Origin of the sequence: Pedobacter metabolipauper (assembly GCF_004362715.1) — a bacterium.
Taxonomy (GTDB): Bacteria; Bacteroidota; Bacteroidia; order Sphingobacteriales; family Sphingobacteriaceae; genus Pedobacter; species Pedobacter metabolipauper.
The window spans coordinates 461,196-481,365 of record NZ_SNYC01000005.1 but is presented as its reverse complement, the minus strand read 5'-3'; the positions used below and the strand labels follow the sequence as shown (position 1 = coordinate 481,365).

The 20,170-nt window shown below is 39.1% G+C and carries 17 protein-coding genes; 12 read left to right on the top strand and 5 right to left on the bottom strand.

Annotated features, from left to right (window positions below; genetic code table 11):
• Nucleotides 1-26: 26 nt before the first annotated feature.
• The 3 genes from ATK78_RS14445 to ATK78_RS14435 all read right to left on the bottom strand — a co-directional run bounded on the left by ATK78_RS14445 (nucleotide 27) and on the right by ATK78_RS14435 (nucleotide 2,857).
• Nucleotides 27-1,199: a TlpA family protein disulfide reductase gene (locus ATK78_RS14445; RefSeq protein WP_166664889.1), complete on the bottom strand. Its 1,173-nt coding sequence runs from the start codon at nucleotides 1,197-1,199 to the stop codon at nucleotides 27-29.
• A 215-nt stretch (nucleotides 1,200-1,414) separates the two neighbouring features.
• On the bottom strand, nucleotides 1,415-2,113 hold the full coding sequence (locus tag ATK78_RS14440; protein ID WP_133576819.1) for a hypothetical protein: 699 nt from the start codon (nucleotides 2,111-2,113) through the stop codon (nucleotides 1,415-1,417).
• A 156-nt stretch (nucleotides 2,114-2,269) separates the two neighbouring features.
• Entirely contained in the window at nucleotides 2,270-2,857 is a 588-nt protein-coding gene (locus ATK78_RS14435; protein WP_133576818.1) for a TetR/AcrR family transcriptional regulator, read from the bottom strand.
• Nucleotides 2,858-3,117: 260 nt separating this feature from the next.
• Here ATK78_RS14435 and ATK78_RS14430 point away from each other — a divergent pair, with 260 nt between their 5' ends.
• The 3 genes from ATK78_RS14430 (at nucleotide 3,118) to ATK78_RS14420 (ending at nucleotide 7,112) form a co-directional block, all read left to right on the top strand.
• Nucleotides 3,118-3,486, top strand: a complete 369-nt coding sequence (locus ATK78_RS14430) for a BlaI/MecI/CopY family transcriptional regulator (RefSeq protein WP_133576817.1) — start codon at nucleotides 3,118-3,120, stop codon at nucleotides 3,484-3,486.
• 5 nt (nucleotides 3,487-3,491) lie between these two features.
• Nucleotides 3,492-4,586 carry a M56 family metallopeptidase gene (locus tag ATK78_RS14425; protein ID WP_133576816.1) on the top strand — a complete coding sequence of 365 codons (1,095 nt, stop codon included), beginning with the start codon at nucleotides 3,492-3,494 and terminating at the stop codon, nucleotides 4,584-4,586.
• A 117-nt stretch (nucleotides 4,587-4,703) separates the two neighbouring features.
• Complete coding sequence (locus tag ATK78_RS14420) at nucleotides 4,704-7,112, top strand: outer membrane beta-barrel family protein (RefSeq protein ID WP_133576815.1); 2,409 nt, start codon at nucleotides 4,704-4,706, stop codon at nucleotides 7,110-7,112.
• On the opposite strand, the gene ATK78_RS14415 is transcribed toward ATK78_RS14420, so the two are convergent.
• Nucleotides 7,109-7,969 carry a DUF6625 family protein gene (locus ATK78_RS14415; protein WP_133576814.1) on the bottom strand — a complete coding sequence of 287 codons (861 nt, stop codon included), beginning with the start codon at nucleotides 7,967-7,969 and terminating at the stop codon, nucleotides 7,109-7,111. The two genes, ATK78_RS14420 and ATK78_RS14415, sit on opposite strands and share 4 nt — an antisense overlap.
• Before the next feature lie 469 nt (nucleotides 7,970-8,438).
• Between ATK78_RS14415 and ATK78_RS14410 the strand changes: the two genes are divergently transcribed.
• The 9 genes from ATK78_RS14410 (at nucleotide 8,439) to ATK78_RS14370 (ending at nucleotide 16,793) form a co-directional block, all read left to right on the top strand.
• Nucleotides 8,439-10,061, top strand: coding sequence for a vitamin K epoxide reductase family protein (locus ATK78_RS14410; protein WP_133576813.1), 1,623 nt, complete (start codon nucleotides 8,439-8,441; stop codon nucleotides 10,059-10,061).
• Between the two features lie 73 nt (nucleotides 10,062-10,134).
• Nucleotides 10,135-10,554 (top strand): hypothetical protein, encoded by a 420-nt coding sequence (locus tag ATK78_RS22915; RefSeq protein WP_208112376.1) that lies wholly within the window; start codon nucleotides 10,135-10,137, stop codon nucleotides 10,552-10,554.
• A gap of 145 nt (nucleotides 10,555-10,699) precedes the next feature.
• On the top strand, nucleotides 10,700-11,371 hold the full coding sequence (locus ATK78_RS22910) for a hypothetical protein (RefSeq protein ID WP_208112375.1): 672 nt from the start codon (nucleotides 10,700-10,702) through the stop codon (nucleotides 11,369-11,371).
• Nucleotides 11,372-11,484: 113 nt separating this feature from the next.
• Nucleotides 11,485-12,126, top strand: coding sequence for a hypothetical protein (locus tag ATK78_RS14395; protein WP_133576812.1), 642 nt, complete (start codon nucleotides 11,485-11,487; stop codon nucleotides 12,124-12,126).
• 19 nt (nucleotides 12,127-12,145) lie between these two features.
• Complete coding sequence (locus ATK78_RS14390) at nucleotides 12,146-13,480, top strand: glycosyltransferase family 25 protein (protein WP_133576811.1); 1,335 nt, start codon at nucleotides 12,146-12,148, stop codon at nucleotides 13,478-13,480.
• A complete protein-coding gene (locus tag ATK78_RS14385; protein ID WP_133576810.1) occupies nucleotides 13,480-14,853 on the top strand; it encodes a glycosyltransferase family 32 protein in 1,374 nt (457 codons plus the stop codon). Before ATK78_RS14390 ends, ATK78_RS14385 begins: the two co-directional genes overlap by 1 nt.
• Nucleotides 14,854-14,920: 67 nt before the next feature.
• Entirely contained in the window at nucleotides 14,921-15,613 is a 693-nt protein-coding gene (locus ATK78_RS14380) for a hypothetical protein (protein ID WP_133576809.1), read from the top strand.
• A gap of 196 nt (nucleotides 15,614-15,809) precedes the next feature.
• On the top strand, nucleotides 15,810-16,184 hold the full coding sequence (locus ATK78_RS14375) for a nuclear transport factor 2 family protein (protein WP_243732537.1): 375 nt from the start codon (nucleotides 15,810-15,812) through the stop codon (nucleotides 16,182-16,184).
• Nucleotides 16,185-16,196: 12 nt separating this feature from the next.
• Entirely contained in the window at nucleotides 16,197-16,793 is a 597-nt protein-coding gene (locus tag ATK78_RS14370; RefSeq protein ID WP_133576807.1) for a class I SAM-dependent methyltransferase, read from the top strand.
• Between the two features lie 101 nt (nucleotides 16,794-16,894).
• On the opposite strand, the gene ATK78_RS14365 is transcribed toward ATK78_RS14370, so the two are convergent.
• Complete coding sequence (locus ATK78_RS14365) at nucleotides 16,895-19,360, bottom strand: glutaminase family protein (protein WP_133576806.1); 2,466 nt, start codon at nucleotides 19,358-19,360, stop codon at nucleotides 16,895-16,897.
• Nucleotides 19,361-20,170: the final 810 nt, after the last annotated feature.

The window sequence follows — 20,170 nt, the reverse complement described above, 5'->3', positions numbered from 1 at the left end:
CATAATCTGCTATAATGTAGTTGTAATTAATGGTTGTTGACTGGTGCAGGTGATTCCAGTTCCTTTCTGATCGCTTGCTCCAGCTTTTGCGCTATATTCTCTGCTTCACCGACCTCCACTAGCTTTACCCTTCCATCCCTGCCTATGATCATGGTGGTGGGAAAAGCATATAGTTTATAATCTTTAGCCAGAGATCCGGTCTTATAATATTGTGAAAAAAGAATCTTTCTTTCTTTTAAGAATTTCATGATTTCCGTAGAAGAAGAGTCGCTGACGTTTATCCCGATGATGGCAACATCCTCATTTTTGAATTTCTCCTGCAGTCTTTGGATCTTCGGAATCAGTATTCTGCAGGGCATGCAGGAGATGTACCAGAAATCCAGCAGTACAACCTTTCCTTTGTATTCTTTCTGCGATACCGGTTTTCCGTTTCTAACATCGGTTGCTGAAAATGAAGGAGCCATGGTCCCTGTTTCTAAATTTTCAATGCCGGTTTTTTCAGCCTCTTCTTCCAGTGGACCAGACAGGAACTCTGAAAGATCATAATCATTTGTGTCAGATGTAGTGATCGATACGGAGAAATCGTAAATATCAATTGCTTCCTTTCCGCTTTCCAGCCTTTTTCCATACATCATCCTTCTTACCGGCAAAAGGCTTTTCTTATCGATCCAGTAGCGGTTATAGTGTTCTTTGCTTTCAATTTCTGCCGTCCCGTAATCAATTTTTTTACGAACAATGTCTATGATGTAAAATTTTTCCTTTTCAGAACCAGGGACAAATGCAAGCGAGGCAATATCCCAACGCAGGACAGGCCGTTGCGTGCCCAGGATATTATGGGCGCTAAAGGCGGTTAGGTCATGGCTGTTCCATCGCGTTGTATATGTTGTGGATTCTGCATGTGGAGGCTGTTTCTTGTACAAGGTATCGTTATGGAGAAGCCATGCCGAATGATCCTCAAAATGCATATACCAGTCTCCATTTTTTTTTATTGTTCCCCTTACCGCTGATTTAATGGCGCTTAGATTTCGCCCTTCCCGTATCATAGTATCCAGTTTGATCAACTGGTAACTAAGCGTTTCTATTTTGGCTAGCTTGTCGTAGGATCTTTGAAGGATTCCCAGGGCAGCGGTATCGATGGATTGTCCTGAGCAGTAATACGCTGATAGGAACAGGGAAAAGAGGATAACTGTTTTTTTCATTTCTGTCTTTTTTTTGATCAAAAATGAAGCGCAGGATCTATAGTTTATTATTGATAACTGAATCCGGTATCTATTTCTTTGAATATGGTAAGGATATGATTCCAACTCATGCATATTTAATCAGCCTATAGCGGCATTTTGAACAGTTCCGGTTCCCTTGCCTGGCTACTCAATGCATCTGGTAAAAAATCAATAAATCATATATTGTATTTCCTTTATTTCAAATTTTTAACGCCAATGCTTTTGTTAAGGATCAATTGTCTGATACTGGCAGCGTTTGCAAATAAGACCAATGGCACCAAAATGGCAGGCAGCAGCAAGAAAGGGAAGTAGCCAACTGCTATATTGGGCTGCTCAAAGCCGAAGCTTTGAAATCTTGAGGGCAGTGATAAGATGGCATTAGATACAACGTTGATCAGCAATAACATACAGATTACGTTCCAGATGATCATCCAGGTTCTGCTGAGCTGCTTTTTGATAAAGCCAAAATAATATATCAATAGCGCAGACAGACCCGACAAAATATCGAAATTCCTGCCTTCAAATGTCATTGCCTGGGGGATGGCATGGTGTACGAACAACCAAAACAATACAATTTCCACTGGGATTCTAATTGTGTGTAAAACAGTGAGTGTTTTAATGTCCAGCGAGTCGATGAAAGCTTTGCCCTGACGGATAAAGAATAAGGATATTAAAGGAACCATTAGCGGCATGACCAGCAACGGAAACCGTGTACTCATTGTTTGGAGGTCGCTGTAGAATCCTGAGAGTCCTAATGCGGATTGAATAATGATCAATGCCAATAAGAAAAAAAGAAATGGTTTCGAAAAGTGTGCGGCTTTGATAAACAGCCAGATTGCCAGTAAAACAGTGAAGCCAAACGTGGCGGCAATATATATTGGTAAATTTTCCATGGTTTTATAGTTTTAAGCTTATTTATGTTTTAAATATTCTGGCCTCAGGTCATGCATGCAGGGAGTAATCAATGCCGAGGCTTTGCTGATGGCCATAATAATGCGGCGGTGATTGTTATTGTAATAGACCGTTTGGTCTTTTCTCGATTAAAAAAATTAGGCTAATTGTTGTTCAATTTCTTTTTTAAGCAGGTTAACAATGATGCCCATTTGACTGTTGGTTTGCAGAACGCGGCCAATTAAGGTTCCGCCTTCTATAAGGGTTAACATTTTGATAGAAAACTCCCCGGCGTCGAAACCCTGCTTAAATTCTCCGCTTGAAATTCCTTTATCTATAATCGCTGCAATCTTAGTTTGTGCGCTCAAAATAGTACCTTTTACTTTCTGATTGATTACTGGATTGGTGTCGTCTGCCTCGGTTCCGAAGTTAAGCATCGGACAACCGCCCTCTACTGGAAACTGCATGGGATTACTAAAAACACCAAGAAAGGCAAAGAGTTTATCCTTTGCAGTTACAGCCCTGTTTACCACATCATTAACCTTTTCAACCAGTTTTCCTAAATTGTAATCTACAACCGCGAATGATAGTTCATCTTTACTTTCAAAATGTCCGTAAAGTCCTCCTTTAGCCATCTTAGTTGCAGCCATTACATCACTCATCGCCGTACCCGCTACGCCCTTCCTATTAAATAGGGGCGCTGATTGTTCGATGATGAATTGTCTGGTTCTTTCTGATTTGCTCATATCTGATGCTTTGATATAACTAATATAGACCGTTCGGTCTATATTAGCAAATGTATTCTGGTTTATTTTATGCTGTTAAGATCGGTACGGAGTTCAGATTAATAGTTTTAGGATTCAGCTTTTAATCAACCAGCACTTTATTGTAGTTTGTATATAGGTCAACATTTCACATATTGAGTTGAAGTGATTCTTGATTTGGAATAATTCTTTAGTTGCAACAACTAATTTTTTAGCTGATATTTGATCATAAAAAATAGTTGATGGATATAAAAGATTTGACCAAAGTTGAGAGCCAGTTGATGCAGGTACTTTGGAAATTACACAAAGCTTTCGTTAAAGAAATTATTAAAGAGTTGCCTGAGCCTAAGCCCGCATACAGCACAGTTTCTACCATTATTAGAATTTTAGAAAACAAGGGTGTGATTGGTTTTGAGGCTTTTGGTAAAACGCATCGTTATTATCCGCTCATTACGAAGGAAGAATACATGCGTCACGAAGCAGATAAATTTCTGGGTAACTATTTTTCGAACTCTGTTCAGGATATGTTTTCGTTTTTCGTTCGTGAAAAAAAAATCGACCTGAAAGATGCGGAGCAATTGTTAAAAATGATTGATCAAATTAAAGATTAAACCCTATGCAAGCTCCGCTTTACTTTTTCTGGTCGAGCATTTCGATGACTATATTTTACCTTTTTTATCTGGTATTGCTCAAACGCGAGACTTTTTTCCTGTGGAATAGGATCTATTTGTTATCTGCACTTTGTTTGTCGATCATGCTTCCATGGCTGGATCTGTCCCCCTTAATTGTATTGCCAAAAATAGAATTGATGGTTTCTGCATTGTCGGTTATGGGTGATGGAAAAGTAATCCCAGCTCAAAAAGAATTGAACTGGTTGTCCATTATTTACTGGATTGGTGTCCTGTTTACTGCAGTTTTATTATGGATTAAACTTCTTGGCGTAAAAAGACAAATGCAATCGCCGGAAAAGAGAAGTGCCTTTTCATTTTGGAGAACAAAGGTGATCGATCAGGAGTTTACCGATTTTGTTGCGGTTGATGCGCATGAAAATGTACATGTAAAACAGTTTCATACGCTGGATATACTATTTATTGAACTGATTGGTGTATTTTTTTGGTTTAATCCGCTGATTTATTGTTACCGGAGTAGTTTGAAGTTTATTCATGAATACCTGGCTGATGAGTACGCTGCGAAATTTGCAAAGAATAAGAAGGAATATGCAATGATGCTGTTTTTACAGAATTTTAAAGCTGGACCGGCTTTGTCCAACTCCTTTTATACTCCTTTATTGTTGGAAGCGCGAATCCGAATGCTGCAGCGCAAAGGCTCTAACGCTTATCGATTATGGAAATATGTGCTTTATATACCATTAATTGTTTTGATAATGTTAATGTGTTCGTTCAGTACTTCCTATTTTAACGGCAGCATGAATGAAACTGATCAGGCAGCGAATTTCCGAGGTGGATTTGAAGCTTTCAGTAAATATCTGATCAAAACTGCAAGGAAAGTTTCTAATAAAAATGGAAAGGTTATGGTGAGTTTTGTTGTAGAAACCAATGGAGAAGTTACCAATGAAAAAGTTGAAAGCAGTCTGGATGGAGCAAGTGATAAAGAAGCATTAAGGATTATTAAATCAAGTCCGAAATGGGAGCCAGCTTTGCAGAATGGGGAAGAAGTACGTTCAGCTTATCAAATTGGCATAAATTTTTAGTTGATAATCAGTTGATTATCTATTATATTTAATTATTTAGTTAATACATCTAATAAATTAGTTGTTTGACTAATTTATTAGTTATATGTTTGGGTTATGTAAATTTATCCAAACGTTATGTGTGTTTCAATTCCTAAATTCGATCTGTTTTGTTACGTTCTCAGTTTTGCCTTGCTTTTTAACATCATGTTGGCTGTCGCTCAGGAAAGCCCGGGTAAGGTTACTGGTAGGGTAGTTGATGAAAATAGTACTACACTTCCATTTGTGCAGGTAACTTTAAAAAGTAAGCGGGATTCTGGTACTGTAAAAGCGGTACTTGCTGATGATCAGGGACGCTTTGCCTTCGAAATTACCAGTGGTAAATATTTGATTGAACTGAAGATGATGGGGTATGGTATGATCTACTCGAAAGTTTTTGATGTTGTTGGCGGGCAAACTACATCACTTGGTACTATCCGGCTGAATCCGGTTGCGACACAATTAGCTAATGTAAACATTGCTGCAGCACTTCCATTTGTTGAAAGAAGGGCTGATAAACTCATCGTTAACCTGAATGGACTGGACTCTGGAGCACCCATAATGGAGGTAATGAACCAATTGCCAGGTGTTGTTGTTACACCGGATGACCGGATTAGCCTGAATGGGAAATCTGTTCAGATCTATATGGATGGTAAAGCCACAACGCTATCTGCTGAAGCACTTGCAGGCTTATTAAAAGGTATTTCTTCATCAGCCATTCAAAAAATAGAACTCATTGCCCAGCCATCTGCCAAATATGATGCTGCCGGGAATGGCGCTATTATCAATATCATCCGCAAGCGCAACTACAAAGCAGGACTGAACGGTAACATCTACGCCGGTGGAGGTAAAGGAACATTTGGAAAAGCCAATGGCGGTATCAACCTCAATTATAAAGGGAAGGCTTATAATCTGCTGCTAAACCTTGACTATAATTACAATAAATATTTTTACGACAGTTACATTGCTTCCAGCTTTTATAGTGCCGGAATACCATCTGACCAGTCTATTTCCGATATTAAAAGTATGAGGACCAATTCCAATTATACGCCAAATTTAGGGATAGATCTTTATCTTACTAAACGGACTACCTTGTCTGCTTCTGTTAAACCCGGATTCCAAAATTTTAATCGGGATGGTGTTGCTTACATCAATTCCAATCGGGAAGGAGAACCCATTGATCAATCACAATTTTTTAATCTGGTTCATATTGAGGCAGCGAATTTCTCTTCTGGATTACGGCTCCAGCATCAAATTGATACGGTTGGACGGGAACTAACCATCGACTTAGATTATTACCGGTATGGAAATTATAACGATCAGGAAAATAGAACCTTTGTTTTCAATCCTGCTACAGATTTGCGAAGTAAGATTGCCCAAGACCGCGTTTTTGATATTTATGCATTTAAAATGGATTATTCTCATCCATTTGAGAACGGTTATCAATTAGAAATGGGTTTGAAAACGAGTTATGTCAATTCTGGAAATTCTAATTTCTTTCAGGATATAAATGGTCAGCAGACCGATTTGTTCAGCTATAAAGAACTTATTTCTGCGACATATTTAACTTATGGCCATACCGGGAAAGCATTTTCGTATCAGTTGGGTATTAGGGGAGAATATACGCGTGGACAGGGCGAGCAGCAATTTGAAACAAACCGTTTTACCAGAACCTATTTTCAACCATTCCCTTCAGTACATTTTGATTATAAACTTGCTAAAAACCATAACCTTAGCTTAGGACTCAACAAAAGGATAGAGCGCCCTGGTTATGAAAGTTTAAACCCGTTGGTACGTGTAGTTAGCAGCAATAATTTTCAACAGGGAAACCCGGCACTTCGTCCTGTAATTGCTTATAATGCCGATTTGTGGTATGGCTATAAAAATGCATTTTTCTTAGGCCTTACCTACAGTTACAGTATTGATGATTTTACAAGCCTCTCTATTCCGTTGAATGACCGCATAACGACTACATTGCCTGGTAATGCAGATTATGCTGATTATTTCACTATGCAAGCCATGTATGGTAAACAAGTATTATCATCGTGGTATACCAGTACAAATGCTATTTTATCAAAGCGGTCTTTTAAAGGTGAATTTAATGGCATGCCACTGCAGAGTGATGGCATTGCGAGCTTATCGGCAACTTCTTACAATAGTTTGTCGCTGAGTAAGAACTTCTCTGTGATGTTTCTTTTCAATTATCGCGGTAAAAGCATAGACCGTACCATTACCAATCAGGCTTTTGCCTATTTAACTGCGGGTGTTCGCCAGCAGTTTTTAAATAAACGTGCTTCGGTGCAGCTTAATTTTATGGATGTTTTTAAATCATACCGAAATTACTACCAGCAAAATAGCGGCCTGGTGCAGCAAGTGTGGAGAAACCAGTTTGAAACCAGAATGGTTAAGTTAAACTTGAATTATAATTTTGGCGGCACGATCAAAAATGCGAGAAAAAGTGATGGAGCCGACGATGAAAAGAAGCGAAGCACTTTGAACGAGAATTAAGAATGCTTGAAGGAAAAACCTTCGTTAGAAATAAAAAACCCCTGGTGTAAGGTGTTCCAATCAGGGTATGTGAATTCGGGTTTCTTCTTTAAGAAATGAAAATGAAAATATAAAATGGGTTCGTTGGTATGATAGTCTTTTAATTTTCCATCATTCCAAATTAATATCCTGTCAAATGAACTATTGGCATGGATTTGTTCTAAAACGAGCGGAGTGAATAATGCCCGGATTTCATGATCTGCTTGTAATCTCTTAACCAGATGGGTCATGCTCATGTGCTTGGTACACAAACTTAAAATATCATGCCCTGCTATTAATCGCCACCACAAAAAATTACATTCATCAAAACCAAGATATTCTTTAGACCTGAAAATATGTTCATAGTTATCGGTTAGGCGATATAACGTATTCATTCTTTTGGTGTTCTTATAAAGGGTAAAGTGACCGACTAAATATTCTTTTCTTGCACTTAAAATATCATATTCTTCTAACAATTGGTCTGTAATGAAATGAGTAATATCTCCAAGTATTAAATCTATATCCGTATGTCCCCAGAACGTGCATCCTTTCAGATAATCTTCAAAAATAATTCCGAATGCAGGTCTAAAATCACAGATCTTATAAGGCTCGGTAAACTCAATGGCCAAATCCAGCTTTGCTGATGCAAGCATGTTGAAATCTTTCATGGAGAAATCAATGTATCTGATGTTTGTGAATGGGTTGGTCTCAACTTCCTGATCAGTGAATATTAAAAAATTGACATCGATGTTTTTACTGCAGCTTTCTAAAAAAAAGTTGTACCATTCAGGCCACTTCCCAAAGTAGATAATGATAAGCGTTATAGCGTTTTTGTTCATTTGGTATGAACTTAAGGTTATTTAAATCTTTCTTAATGCAAGATAATAAAAACCATTGATTACTTTAATTTAAATACGATAAGAATAATTCTGATCCGTTATTTTGAAAGTATGATCGTTGTGTTTTTATTATTTTTATATATATCTGAAAATTAATCACTTATTTATTTTAGTTTTAATTTTATTTTTTATAACTTCATTATGCGAAAGGTAGAAGCTTAAAAAAATAACCCTTTTTTATTAACCAAATGTAAAACCTTAAATTTCCGCTCATGATAATTCGTCAAGTTGAGTAAACTCAACAAATTCTAAAACTTTACTAACCTGATAGCCTGGAATATCGATTTTAAGATATCTAAAGCTAAGCCGTGACTTTATCAGCACCTGATCGTTGCTGTGAATTCTGAATGCTATAAACTTCAGGGTATTGCTGAAGTATGTTTTGTAATTATTCCTCTAATTCTTATATATGATTGACCTTTTCAAAACCACCCCCAGTATTGTTGACATTGCAAGTATATTCGTGAATTCACTGCATGTCAAAATTTCCAGATCAACCCTTCAGAAAGAAATTGAAGAACATCCTTTTTATCCCAGTCTATTAAGTATAAGCGAAGTCTTAAGCAGCTTTGGGATTAAAAATGTCACAGCCAAGTTCGACCTGAATAAAATTCCGGACATTCCCGTGCCATTTCTGATTCAAATGAAAGGTGAAGACCGCGGGGGCAACTTTTTCTCTGTTGTTAGAAAAAGTGATGAAAATAGTGTTGAATACTACGAACCTGATTCCCGGAAATGGAAAATAGAAGATAGGCCAATTTTCAGGGAAAAGTGTACTGGAGTAGTGTTAAGGGCACAGACTCGGGGAAATTCTGGTGAGAAAAATTATGTAAAGGAAATCAAGAAGGAAAACCAGGCACTATATTTTCAATATTTTGCTGCTTTTATTTTGCCCGCGATCTTACTTTTTCAGGGGGTGATTGGATTTATTCAGATTGGTAGCCCGATCATTATACCGTTCTTACTATCAATCCTGCTTTTGGCCGGGAGCTTAATTTCGTTCCTGCTGGTATGGCACGATATCGACCATTTTAACCCGGCAACCCAAGCCATTTGTTCCGCAGGTAAAAAAGTCAATTGTAATGCCATTTTGGATTCTAGCGGAGGCAAGATATTTGGAATCAAGTGGAGTATTATAGGGTTTTCCTATTTTTTGGGCAGTCTGATTTTTATACTTACCGGAGGGCTTAATAATTTACAGCCGTTAACGATGGTTTGGGGACTAAATTTAGTTGCCACGCTATACGTTTTCTACTCCGTATATTATCAATGGAAAGTCGCTAAAACCTGGTGCCCGCTTTGTTTAACTGTACAACTTATCCTGGTATTGATCACGCTGGCTGGATTTGTAGCCGGTTGGTATACAACTATAGACTTTAATATTCCTTCCTTAATCCAGCTGCTTACCTCATTCGTTATTCCTTTTATTGGAGCCAGTATGCTGTATTCTGCGTTCATTAAAGCTAAGGAAAATAGAAAGGGAAAATTGGAATTTCAAAGGTCTAAACGTAATCCTGATGTTTTAAATCAAAACCTGGCTCAGCAAAAGACAATTACTGAAGATTTAGATGGTTTGGGTATTGTATTGGGAAATCCTTTGTCTGCCAATAAAATAGTTAAAGTATGTAATCCATATTGTGGCCCCTGCGCTTCTGTTCACGATTCTATAAAAGAATTGCTAAGCAATAGCGATGATTTGTCCATTCAAATCATATTTACAGCCAGCAATGAGAATAATGACATTAGGGCATTGCCAGTTAGACATTTATTGGCGCTGTATGAAAAAGGCGATGTCAATATAGAACAAGCCCTGGAGGACTGGTATCATGCAGATATAAAAGATTACCCGGTGTTTGCTTCTAAATATCCATTGAGTGACGATATGCTGTCCAGGCAAAATCAAAAGATCGACTCGATGCGGGACTGGTCGAACAAGACAGATATTTCATTTACACCTACATTTTTTGTCAATGGGCATCAATTGCCGCCAGATTATACGATCAGTGATTTAAAATATTACTTCATGGATTAGTTCAGAAAACGGATATCTCCAAATGAATGGTCTGTAGCTAAAGCAAATTTCTTTAAACCAAAAATAAATCATTATGAAAACACTAGAATTAACAAATGAAGGATCTGGAATTGAAAAGATCCTGAGTAAAGCCGAACTAAAAACTACGTACGGCCGAAGTGAAGGCAGTACTAACGGCTGTCGGGCAACATCCGATCCTTGCCCAGATGGAAATACCGTATCATGCGGTTGTCCCGATGCTGGTAGTACTTGTACAAGTGACGGTAATTCCGTTACCTGCCAATGTAGCGGTGGTGCAACCATACAGGTTAGTTGCGGCAGTGGTTCAGGAAGTGGAAGTGGCTCAGGTAGCGGCAGTGGCTCAGGCAGTGGAAGCGGTTCAGGAAGCGGCAGTGGTTCAGGAAGTGGAAGTGGATCTGGCAGTGGCAGTGGAAGCGGTTCAGGAAGTGGCAGTGGTTCAGGAAGTGGAAGCGGATCTGGTAGTGGCTCCTAGAATTGATGTATCAATTATGGACAATCGCCATGTGATTTAGTATCTAATTGCCTTACTGACATGTTAGAGGATGGCAAAACTATCAATACCGACAATAATATTTACTACTTAATAATTAATCATTTAACCTATAAACAATCAGATCATGAAAGATTTAGAATCAAAAGCTGAAGACCTCGGCGCGGGAGAAATCCTAACAAAAGATGAATTAAAAAATACTTTAGTATACCACCCAAATAGTAATGAAGGCAATTCTGCAGGACTGGCAGCAGCTGGGTGTTCGGCAAGTGTAGACTGTCCGGGTGGAGAAGAATCTGCAACTTGTTATTGTGCAAACGATACCGGATCATGCAGCAGTACGGCTACTTCTGTGAGCTGCGATTGCGGTAGCGGAGCAGGGATTACTTATACTTGTCCAACTCCTGGATCGGGTAGCGGTTCTGGAAGCGGCAGTGGTTCTGGAAGCGGTTCCGGCAGTGGAAGCGGATCGGGCAGTGGTTCAGGAAGCGGTTCTGGCAGTGGTTCAGGAGGCGGCTCTGGCAGTGGCTCTGGCAGTGGAACCTATTGGCTGGTATATACCGAAAATTATTCAACTGGCCTGACCATTCCAATAAAAATTGACGGTAATAACTATAATGTTCTAACAGGTAACAACATACTTCCTATCAATCTTTTTGGTGTTAGCCATACTTTTGAATTTCCATGTAATCATTTAGGAACCAGTCTTTCCTATAAAATTGATAATGATAATGAGATTTGCGGGTCGCAGTTTTCTAAATCAATCTATGCGAATATTACCATCAAGGTTAACCCTTAATTGAAATTGCATCGGGTTATACTTATTAAAATAGGTGATCTGTAAGCGGATCACCTATTAAACCAATTTACAGATATCAAATTAAACCATTGCCAGGTAAACCAAATGCTCCAATGAAAGAACTCACTATTTTAATGTGCTGGCATGATGATCCTGATCCGGAAAAGCAGCAGGCTTATGCCATCAACAAAAACTCGTTTATCCATCATAATCCTGAATCTGCAATTATATCTATACCAAACAGGTTTGAGAATAAAGATAAAGCCTGGTTAAGCACTGACTTGAACATTTTTTTATGGTTTGTTGACGAAGGATATAAGATTGAAAGCGAAAGGTACCTGCTTGTGGAATGGGATTGCTGGTGTAACTGTAATTTAAAGGATTACTATAGCCGGGTTTGGGATTGTGACGTTGTTGGTCCATCGGTTTTTTATCCTAAAAGAGATTACTGGAACTGGTTTAATGCCATCCCTGATCTGCCGCTTAAAGCCAGACCATATGCTACAGGCATCGTTCCCTTCAATGGTATTCTATTGTCGGGAAAGGCAATGGAAAGCATCAGTAAAGAGATTCTCAAAGCAGAATTTGATAATTTTAACAGTGAAATGAGGTTGGCGACCATTGCATCTATGCTGAATATGGATCCCATCGTTAATCCGGTCTGCAATCGGAACATAACCTGGAAGGAAGTTGATTATTTTGATTACAGTCAACAGTCACTTTTTCATCCGGTTAAGAAACCGGTTGTCTTTTAACCATCAATAATAACAGTTTATGAAGAATCATGCTCAATTTCCGATATATGTAATTAACCTGAAAAAAAGACCGGAAAGATTACAAAGTATTCAACATGAATTTTTAGGACGGAATGAATTCAAGGTAACTATTGTAGAGGCAATAGAACATCCGAACGGTGCAATAGGCCTATGGCAAAGTATACGGTCTGTATTTTCGAAAGTTACTGATGAAGAATTTATAATCATTTGCGAAGATGACCATCAGTTTACCGATGCTTACTCACCTGAAATTTTAGCTTCCTGTATTGATGAGGCCCGGAAGAATGATGCTGATGTGCTTTTAGGCGGTGTGAGCTGGTTTACCGAGGCAGCACAGATTGCGGAATATTTGTTTTCTGTTGAAACCTTTTCGGCGACGCAATTTGTAGTTGTTTTCAGTAAGTTTTATAAACAGATCCTGGATGCTGACTTCGGCGATCATGATTCAGCCGATTACAAAATTGCTGCTTTGTCGACAAAAAAATTCATCTTGTTTCCGTTCATATCCACGCAGAAGGAATTTGGTTATTCTGATGCAACCTCTAAAAACGATAATTTCGGACGCGTTACCGCAATTTTTAATTCAGCGATTCAAAGGCTAAGCTTATTAAACCAAATCTGGAAATTCTATGATACGAACCCGGTTACAGAATTGCCCGTTTCTGATTATCAAGCTACACCTCACCAAGTAATCTCCACTTATATCCTGGCTTCAGATCCTGATGCTTTGCAGATGGACAAGATCAGGGAGCAGTTCAAAGACAAGCATGAGTTTGACACTACAATAGTGAGAATTGCCAAGCGTGAAACTGACAACCAGGGATTCTTGTATTTTATTCAGGAAGTCATCAAATTGGCAATCGCACATGATGAAGATAAGATTGTGATCTGTAATTCAAATCATCAATTTACTTCAACTTACACCAGTGATTATTTTTTCGAATGTATTCAACTTGCTCAAAATGCAAACGCGAAGATCATTTCGGGAGGGACTGACCGGTTTGGTTCAGCTGTTGCGGTACAAACGAATTTGTATTGGGTAGATTGGTTCACAAATGCCCAATTTGTTGTATTGTTTAAAAGTTGTTTTGATGCCATACTCCGTTTGCCAAAGACACATCATTTGTCACTATCAATGATCTATAACAATGCTTCTTCAAATAAGCTTTTAATCTATCCTTTTATTTCAAGACGCCTGGATTCGGAAAGTGAACCTGGTAACCAGGAAGCGATGGCCGAGAATTATAAAAGAATGAATTTTATGAGAAATGAATATATTAAATATTCTTTGCCCTCGTCACGGCATTTATCTTACTACGGAGAGACTTACTGATGAAAAAAAGAGAACTGACTATTCTTGTATCCTGGTACGACAGCAAGGATCAGGCTGAGGCGGATTGTTTTGAGGAGAATATGAAAACCTTCAGAAAACATAATCCCGAATGTGAGGTTGTTTGTGTTAAAAGCCTTCTGGAGAGTTCTTCTGAATCCTACTCATTGATGGATGTCTCCTTATTACAGTGGTACAGCGCTAACAAAGATAGTCTTGATGCGGAAAGATTTCTTTTAATCGATTGGGCCTGCTGGTGCGATGTCAACGTAAAAGAATATTACAAGGGCGTCTGGAACGCCGATGTGGCGGGACCTTCGGTAAAGTATCCGGAAAGAGACTCCTGGTACTGGTTTGAAACCATAGATCAACTTCCGGTTCAATCCAGGTTGTATGCAACCGGTATATTGCCATTCTGCGGAATCCTTGTTTCTGAAAGGGCTATGGATGATATCAGTTCTGAGATTTGGAAGCCTGATTATCTGAATCTGGAAAGTGAGTTGCGATTTGCGACAGTTGCGACGATGATGGGGTTTGACCCGGTGCCAATTCCAGTGTGTAGCCGGTCCTTAAATTGGAATGAAAATCTTCCTTTTGATGGCAGACATCCTGGACTTCATTATCCCAGAAAAAGAATGGTTCATGAAGACTGTTTAAGATCAATTGATCAACATTTTAATAACCCAGCAGAGGATATGCCTAAAATATTCCATCAAACCTGGAAAACAGTGCATATTCCCGAACACTATGAAAAAGCTGTTCATTCCTGGAAAGTTATGCATCCCGACTGGGAATTTATTTTGTGGACCGACGAAATGAACCGGGTGTTTATCAAAACATTTTTCCCGGACTTTCTATTAATTTACGATTCATATCCGCATAACATTCAACGTGTTGACGCAGTACGGTATTTTATTTTGTATCAGCTTGGTGGTGTTTTTGTTGATTTGGATTTTGAATGCCTGGAAAACATAGAACCGCTGATTGCTGACTATAAATGCAGTTTTGGTTTAGAGCCTCCAGCTCATGCTGATCAGAAAAGTATGGATTTTTTAATTTGCAATGCATTCATGGCTTCGTATAAAAGCAACGATTTTTTCAGAAAAATTCTTGACAAGTTATATCTGTTTGAAGTAAGCAGAGGAAATTATTTCTTCGATGTGCTGGCATCCACAGGCCCGACTTTTCTGTCGCTTACCTATGCTGAATATGCTCATAAGGATGAGGTTAATTTAATCTCATCTGAAAAGCTATATCCCTTAACTGCCAGCGAAGCAGAAAGATTGGTGGATAATGACATGGATGATGTAATGATCCTAAAAATGGAAAATGCCTATGCGGTACATTATTTTTCCGGAAATTGGTTAGCTGGTTAACCTTATGTATCTGTAATTCCGGATCACCGTAGATTGTAATCATGGAATTACCCTAACTGCTTCATATATGAAAGAAAATGACCAAAACGACAACTTAGATCACAGTCAAAACGCTGCAATATTTACAAAGGTTTATCAGGAAAATTATTGGGGTGGTAAAAAAGGCGAATACTATTCTGGTTGTGGATCGCATAGTCGGTTTATTCCGGGCTATGCGAGGACAATTGCTGAATTTATTATTAAAAATAACATTCGAAGCATAGTTGAAGCAGGCTGCGGCGACTTCCATGTGAGCAGTCAAATATTAAGCTTGCTTCATGAACAGGAATACGGTTATAATTACCTTGGGTATGATGTTGTTGCACCTTTAATTATCAGAAATACAGCGTCCTTTGGTTCCCAATGTGTCAAATTTCAGTTTAAAGATGCTTGTAAAGATGATATTGCTGCGGGCGATTTACTCCTGGTAAGACAAGTTATGCAACATTTAAATAATCATTCAATTCTGCAATTGCTCCAAAAATTTCACCATTATAAATTTGTAATCTTTTCTGAACATCAAGCCTCTGCAAAGTATGAGGAAATGATTGTTCCAAATTTGGATATTCAAACCGGTGCGCACATCCGGCTCAGCTTTAATTCTGGTGTTTACCTGGAAAAAGAACCTTTTAACTGTAAAATTGATTCACTATTACATACTATTAACGAGGAAATTGGAGGACTTGAAGCCGGTATTAATACTTATGTGATCAAAAATTAGAAGTTGCATTTGAATTATTAACTAGAAGTAGTGAACAATATGTTCATACCAGAGGTTTTTTTTGCCACCCGATATGAAACGCAAATGGAGTAGCAGCCTTGAAGCAGCGCACCGCTAACGTATTTAAGTATTAAACCATGGATATAAGTTGTAAATTCGCCTATATAATTACGACATAAACCTTGATTTAAATATCATGAACGAAGAAAATATGCCTAAAAATCAGGAGTTAATTAAAAAAGCTTATACTGCCTTTAACGCCAGGGATATCGATGCCATACTACAAGTTATGCATCCGGAAGTAAAGTGGTCAAAGGCATGGGAAGGCGACTACGCAAACGGACATGATGAAGTTAGTGCTTATTGGAAACGGCAATGGAAAGAGATTGACCCGAATGTAACGCCGGTTGGTTTTCATGAAAGAGAAAATGGAACTTTAGAAGTTGAAGTCGATCAACTGGTAAAGGATTTAGAAGGCCATGTTCTATTTGAAGGCAAGGTATTGCATGTATATGTAATTCATGATGGCCTGTTGCAACAAATGGATATTGAGCAGCTCAGGACCGCATAAAAACACGTAGCAATGCAGGATACTTCAAATGGTTATCAAAGAAATGCGGAAGCTTTTGCGCAAGCAAGAGGCAATCATAAAGTGGGAGCCGGTGCTGATCATGTCTGCGTATGGGCACGTAAGCTTGAAAAAGGATCGGAGGTATTGGATTTGGGTTGCGGGACGGGTTTTCCGTTGACGGCAATACTGGTAGAAGAAGGGATGAATGTATGGGCGACAGATGCATCGGAAACTATGGTAGAATTATTTGGAAAGAATTTTCCGAAGCTACCAATTGAGTGTAAAGCAGCGGAACAGTCGGATTTTTTCGAAAAGAAGTTTGATGGCATATTGGCCTGGGGACTGATCTTCCTGCTGAGTGAACAAAGTCAGCGGGTGGTGATAGAAAAAATGGCGAAAGCACTCGAACCTCGCGGAAGGCTACTTTTCACTGCGCCAAAGCAGCGGGTGAAATGGAAAGATGTGCTGACAGGGGAATGGTCAAGGTCGCTGGGAAAAAATACGTATGCTAAACTACTTACAGACTTCGGATTGGAACTGAAGGAAACGTTCGGAGATGAGGGCGGGAACTTTTACTTTTCTGCCGAAAAACCAAATCACAAATTTTAGATATATAGGGCTATTTGCAAACTAATAAAGAAGTCTTTTAGCAAAAGAGACTGCCCTTGTGAGACAGTCTCTTTGTAAGCCTTATGTGATAAAACTTAAATCTATTTGCCTTTTAGCTTGTCAGCAAAAAGTCTCATATAGAATCCGCCAACCACACTTCTTGCTTTAAAATTATCACGGATGCCTGTATTTGAATCATAGAAATCGTTCAGCGGAACGCGCGATTCCGTTTCAATAGCATGTCTGTAAACAGGTTTTACCAATGCTTCAAACTCTTCCTGCGTAGGAGCAAAAGTAGCTGTCCACAGGATCCAGTCATTCTTGGTATAGGCCTTTCTGCTATCAAGTGGGATGCCGAATTTGTTTTGTTTTTTCAGGTAATACTTAATTTCCGTATCATACACTTTCTGCGGAAATAAGTTTAGGTCTAAAACTTTATCCCAAACCAGGTTATATTTTTGGCTCCAGGTATTCTTGTCGTTAAAAGTAAGCGCATAGTGATCGCCAGCATCAGCCATTTCGATCCACTTAGGTACCATACTTTCAGCGATGGCCCTGTATTTCTTAGCGGTCTCTGTGTAACCCAATGTCTCTGCCATTTGCGCATAGCAGGCGATCCCTACAATGGCTTTTACAGATAAGTTCGCATTTCTTGCCAGGTGGCCGGCAAAATCATCGGTACACAGCTGTGTTTTAGGATCCAGTCCTTCTTTTGTCAGGTAATCTGCCCAGGTAGATAGGGTGTTCCAATGTTTTTTTGCATAGTTGGCGTTGCCTTGTGCCTTGGCAATTGCTGCGGTAAGGATGATCATGTTACCTGATTCCTCTACAGGCATTGGCTCTCCGTAAGTTTGGCCATTAGCCAGTGGGTAGGTTCCTAAATCGTGTGCTGCCCATGGGTGCGGATATTTTCCGCTTTCACTGAAGTAAAAGATCCCGTTCAGCATACCTTGCAGCAAAGCCGGATTGTAGATAAGGTAGAGTGGTGCTGAAGGATAAGTTACATCTACGGTATTGATGAAACCGCCACTATTGTTTTCTTTAGATAACCATAATATTTCTGACTCAGGGCTTTTTACCAGCGTATGTGCTGCGATACTCTGACGGTAGCCAAGTACGCACAAGTGCGCATATTCCTTGCCGCCAGACTTCAGTGCATCTGCATATACAGACTTGTCGAAAGATTTACATTTCTGCATTACAGTTTTGTATTGCTTTGCAGCATCGGTTAGCTGTCCTTCAATGGTTTCTTTGCCGGAAGTATTCCACCAGGGTCTAAGATCCTTTTTGAAATACTGGATAGCGTAGATCTCATCATAGCCCAGCTCAATAAAGCGCTCCACTGGTTTTTCACCTACGGTTCCAAAAGAGAGCACCGTATTTAATGCGAGAGATTTACCACGGGAGGCGGTAGACGCTGACGAGCCTTTTGTGAAAGCATCAGCTGCAGCAGCACCACTGGTAATGAATTGTGCCGCACCGCTTGATTTAGGAGCAGCCACATAGAAATATCCCCAATCGATGCGCATATCATCGGCTGACTTTTGCAGAATGGGTTGTTCAACAGTACCTGCCTTAAGGATTGATAATTCAGAAGTTGCGTACTTTTTAACCGTTACTTCTTGTGAGGGCTTGTATACTGCGATGTTTGACGAAGCGCTAAGCATCACCTTTACCGCATGCATTTTTTTGTCGCTGGCCTGTACCGAATACGTGATGTACGAAACCGGACGCGCCAGCAAACCTAAATCATTCATCAACAGCGGTGATGTGAAAGTTAGTTTCAGATTTACCTTGCCGCATGTAAAGTCATAGATCGTTTGTGTAGCGGTTATTTCTACATTCTTCTGTTTCGCTAACTGGATCTTTGCTGAATTGTCTTTTTGTTTGTCTGACAAGCCAAAGTCCAGGTAACTGCCACCGGCAGTATTGGCCATGTGGATAGCGATTACATTCTGACCTGCCTTTAAGTCGTTCTTATTGATTGGGTAATACTCGAAAGTGTTGATCCAGCCTTGTTTTTGATATACCTTTTTGCCATTTAGATACACTTCAATGTTGTCATCATGGTTCAGTTTTAACAGCAGTTCATTGATGCTGGCCGGATTGGCAATTGTAAAAGTCCTTCTTACCCAGATGTCTTTTGTTTTCCAAAGCGTTTTTACCTGCCTGGCCTCATTACCTATAGGTGCAGAACCCGATTTCCAATCGCCGGCACTATAGGTGTCAGCCATCCAATCTCCCTGGGGAACTGTCTCGGTGTACTTTACTGTAAAAGGTGCGTCATCTGAAGTTCCAAGTACCGTTTTGTAATTTGCTTCTTCCTTACCCATAAAGCGGTAGATGTTTCCGTCTACATTAATCAGGCCGAGGAGCGAGTGGTTTACACCAGTCCAGTGAGTAGGAGTGGATGCGTTGAGTTCATCCGTATTGGACCAGATGCTGAAATTGGGATTGTGTGTGATGAGCGGATAGGAAGGAGCCTTCCTGTCCTGTGCCTGACTTTGGGTGAATGTAAAAAAGCAAGCCAGTAAGCTCAGGAGTTTTAATTTTTTCAATTTGTTCATGTTTGGTTTTTGGTTTCGGTGTTCTTTTAATTCTCGTTATTCCGGATTGTAAATTTAAGTGGTTGAAATTTACCGGAGTTGAGTTTTTGTATCAAACTTTTGCATATCTGTCTCAATTTTTATGAATGGGGTTATGTTCTTTTTTGTATGGAGAAATTGCAGTTTACTTTTCATAGGGGCAACTAAAATACATGAATTGGAATTGATCAGCACTACTGTTGAAGATATTTTTAATTCAATACAGTTACACCATGACAGTCATGAAAGGACCGGATGATTTTACCTACAAAAAAAACGAGTCTATTAGAGGTTGTCTGTTTGCATTGCGGGAAATATTCTTGATCAGGATCCAGACATTGCAAACTGCTTTGAAATATGGAATGCTGTTTTTCTATTATAAAGGAGAAATGTTTTGCTATTTGTGAATCCATAAAAAAAACTCAAATAGCCATATATTGGAATGGTTGAGGGTAAACGGTTGGATCATCCCGACCTGTTGATCAAAAAACGTTCGAGAATGAAGACTATGTTATTAGAGCCTGATAAAACCTCCCGTTAATGACCATTCAATCCATTTTAAAACAAGCGATGATTTGTACAAAACTGAGGCCTTAAAAATTAAGGCTATTTAATAATTGTTAAGGCTTATTCAACCCAATATATCGCTTTTTTAACTTATTCGTCGTATTGTGAGCTAATGTAGTGTTCCAAAATTAAGTAGAAGCAAATTGAAGATATTTTGATAGGATTGTTAATAGATGTAAACCTGCTTTTTTTAGGATTATAATACTCAATTTTAAGAATAGTAAA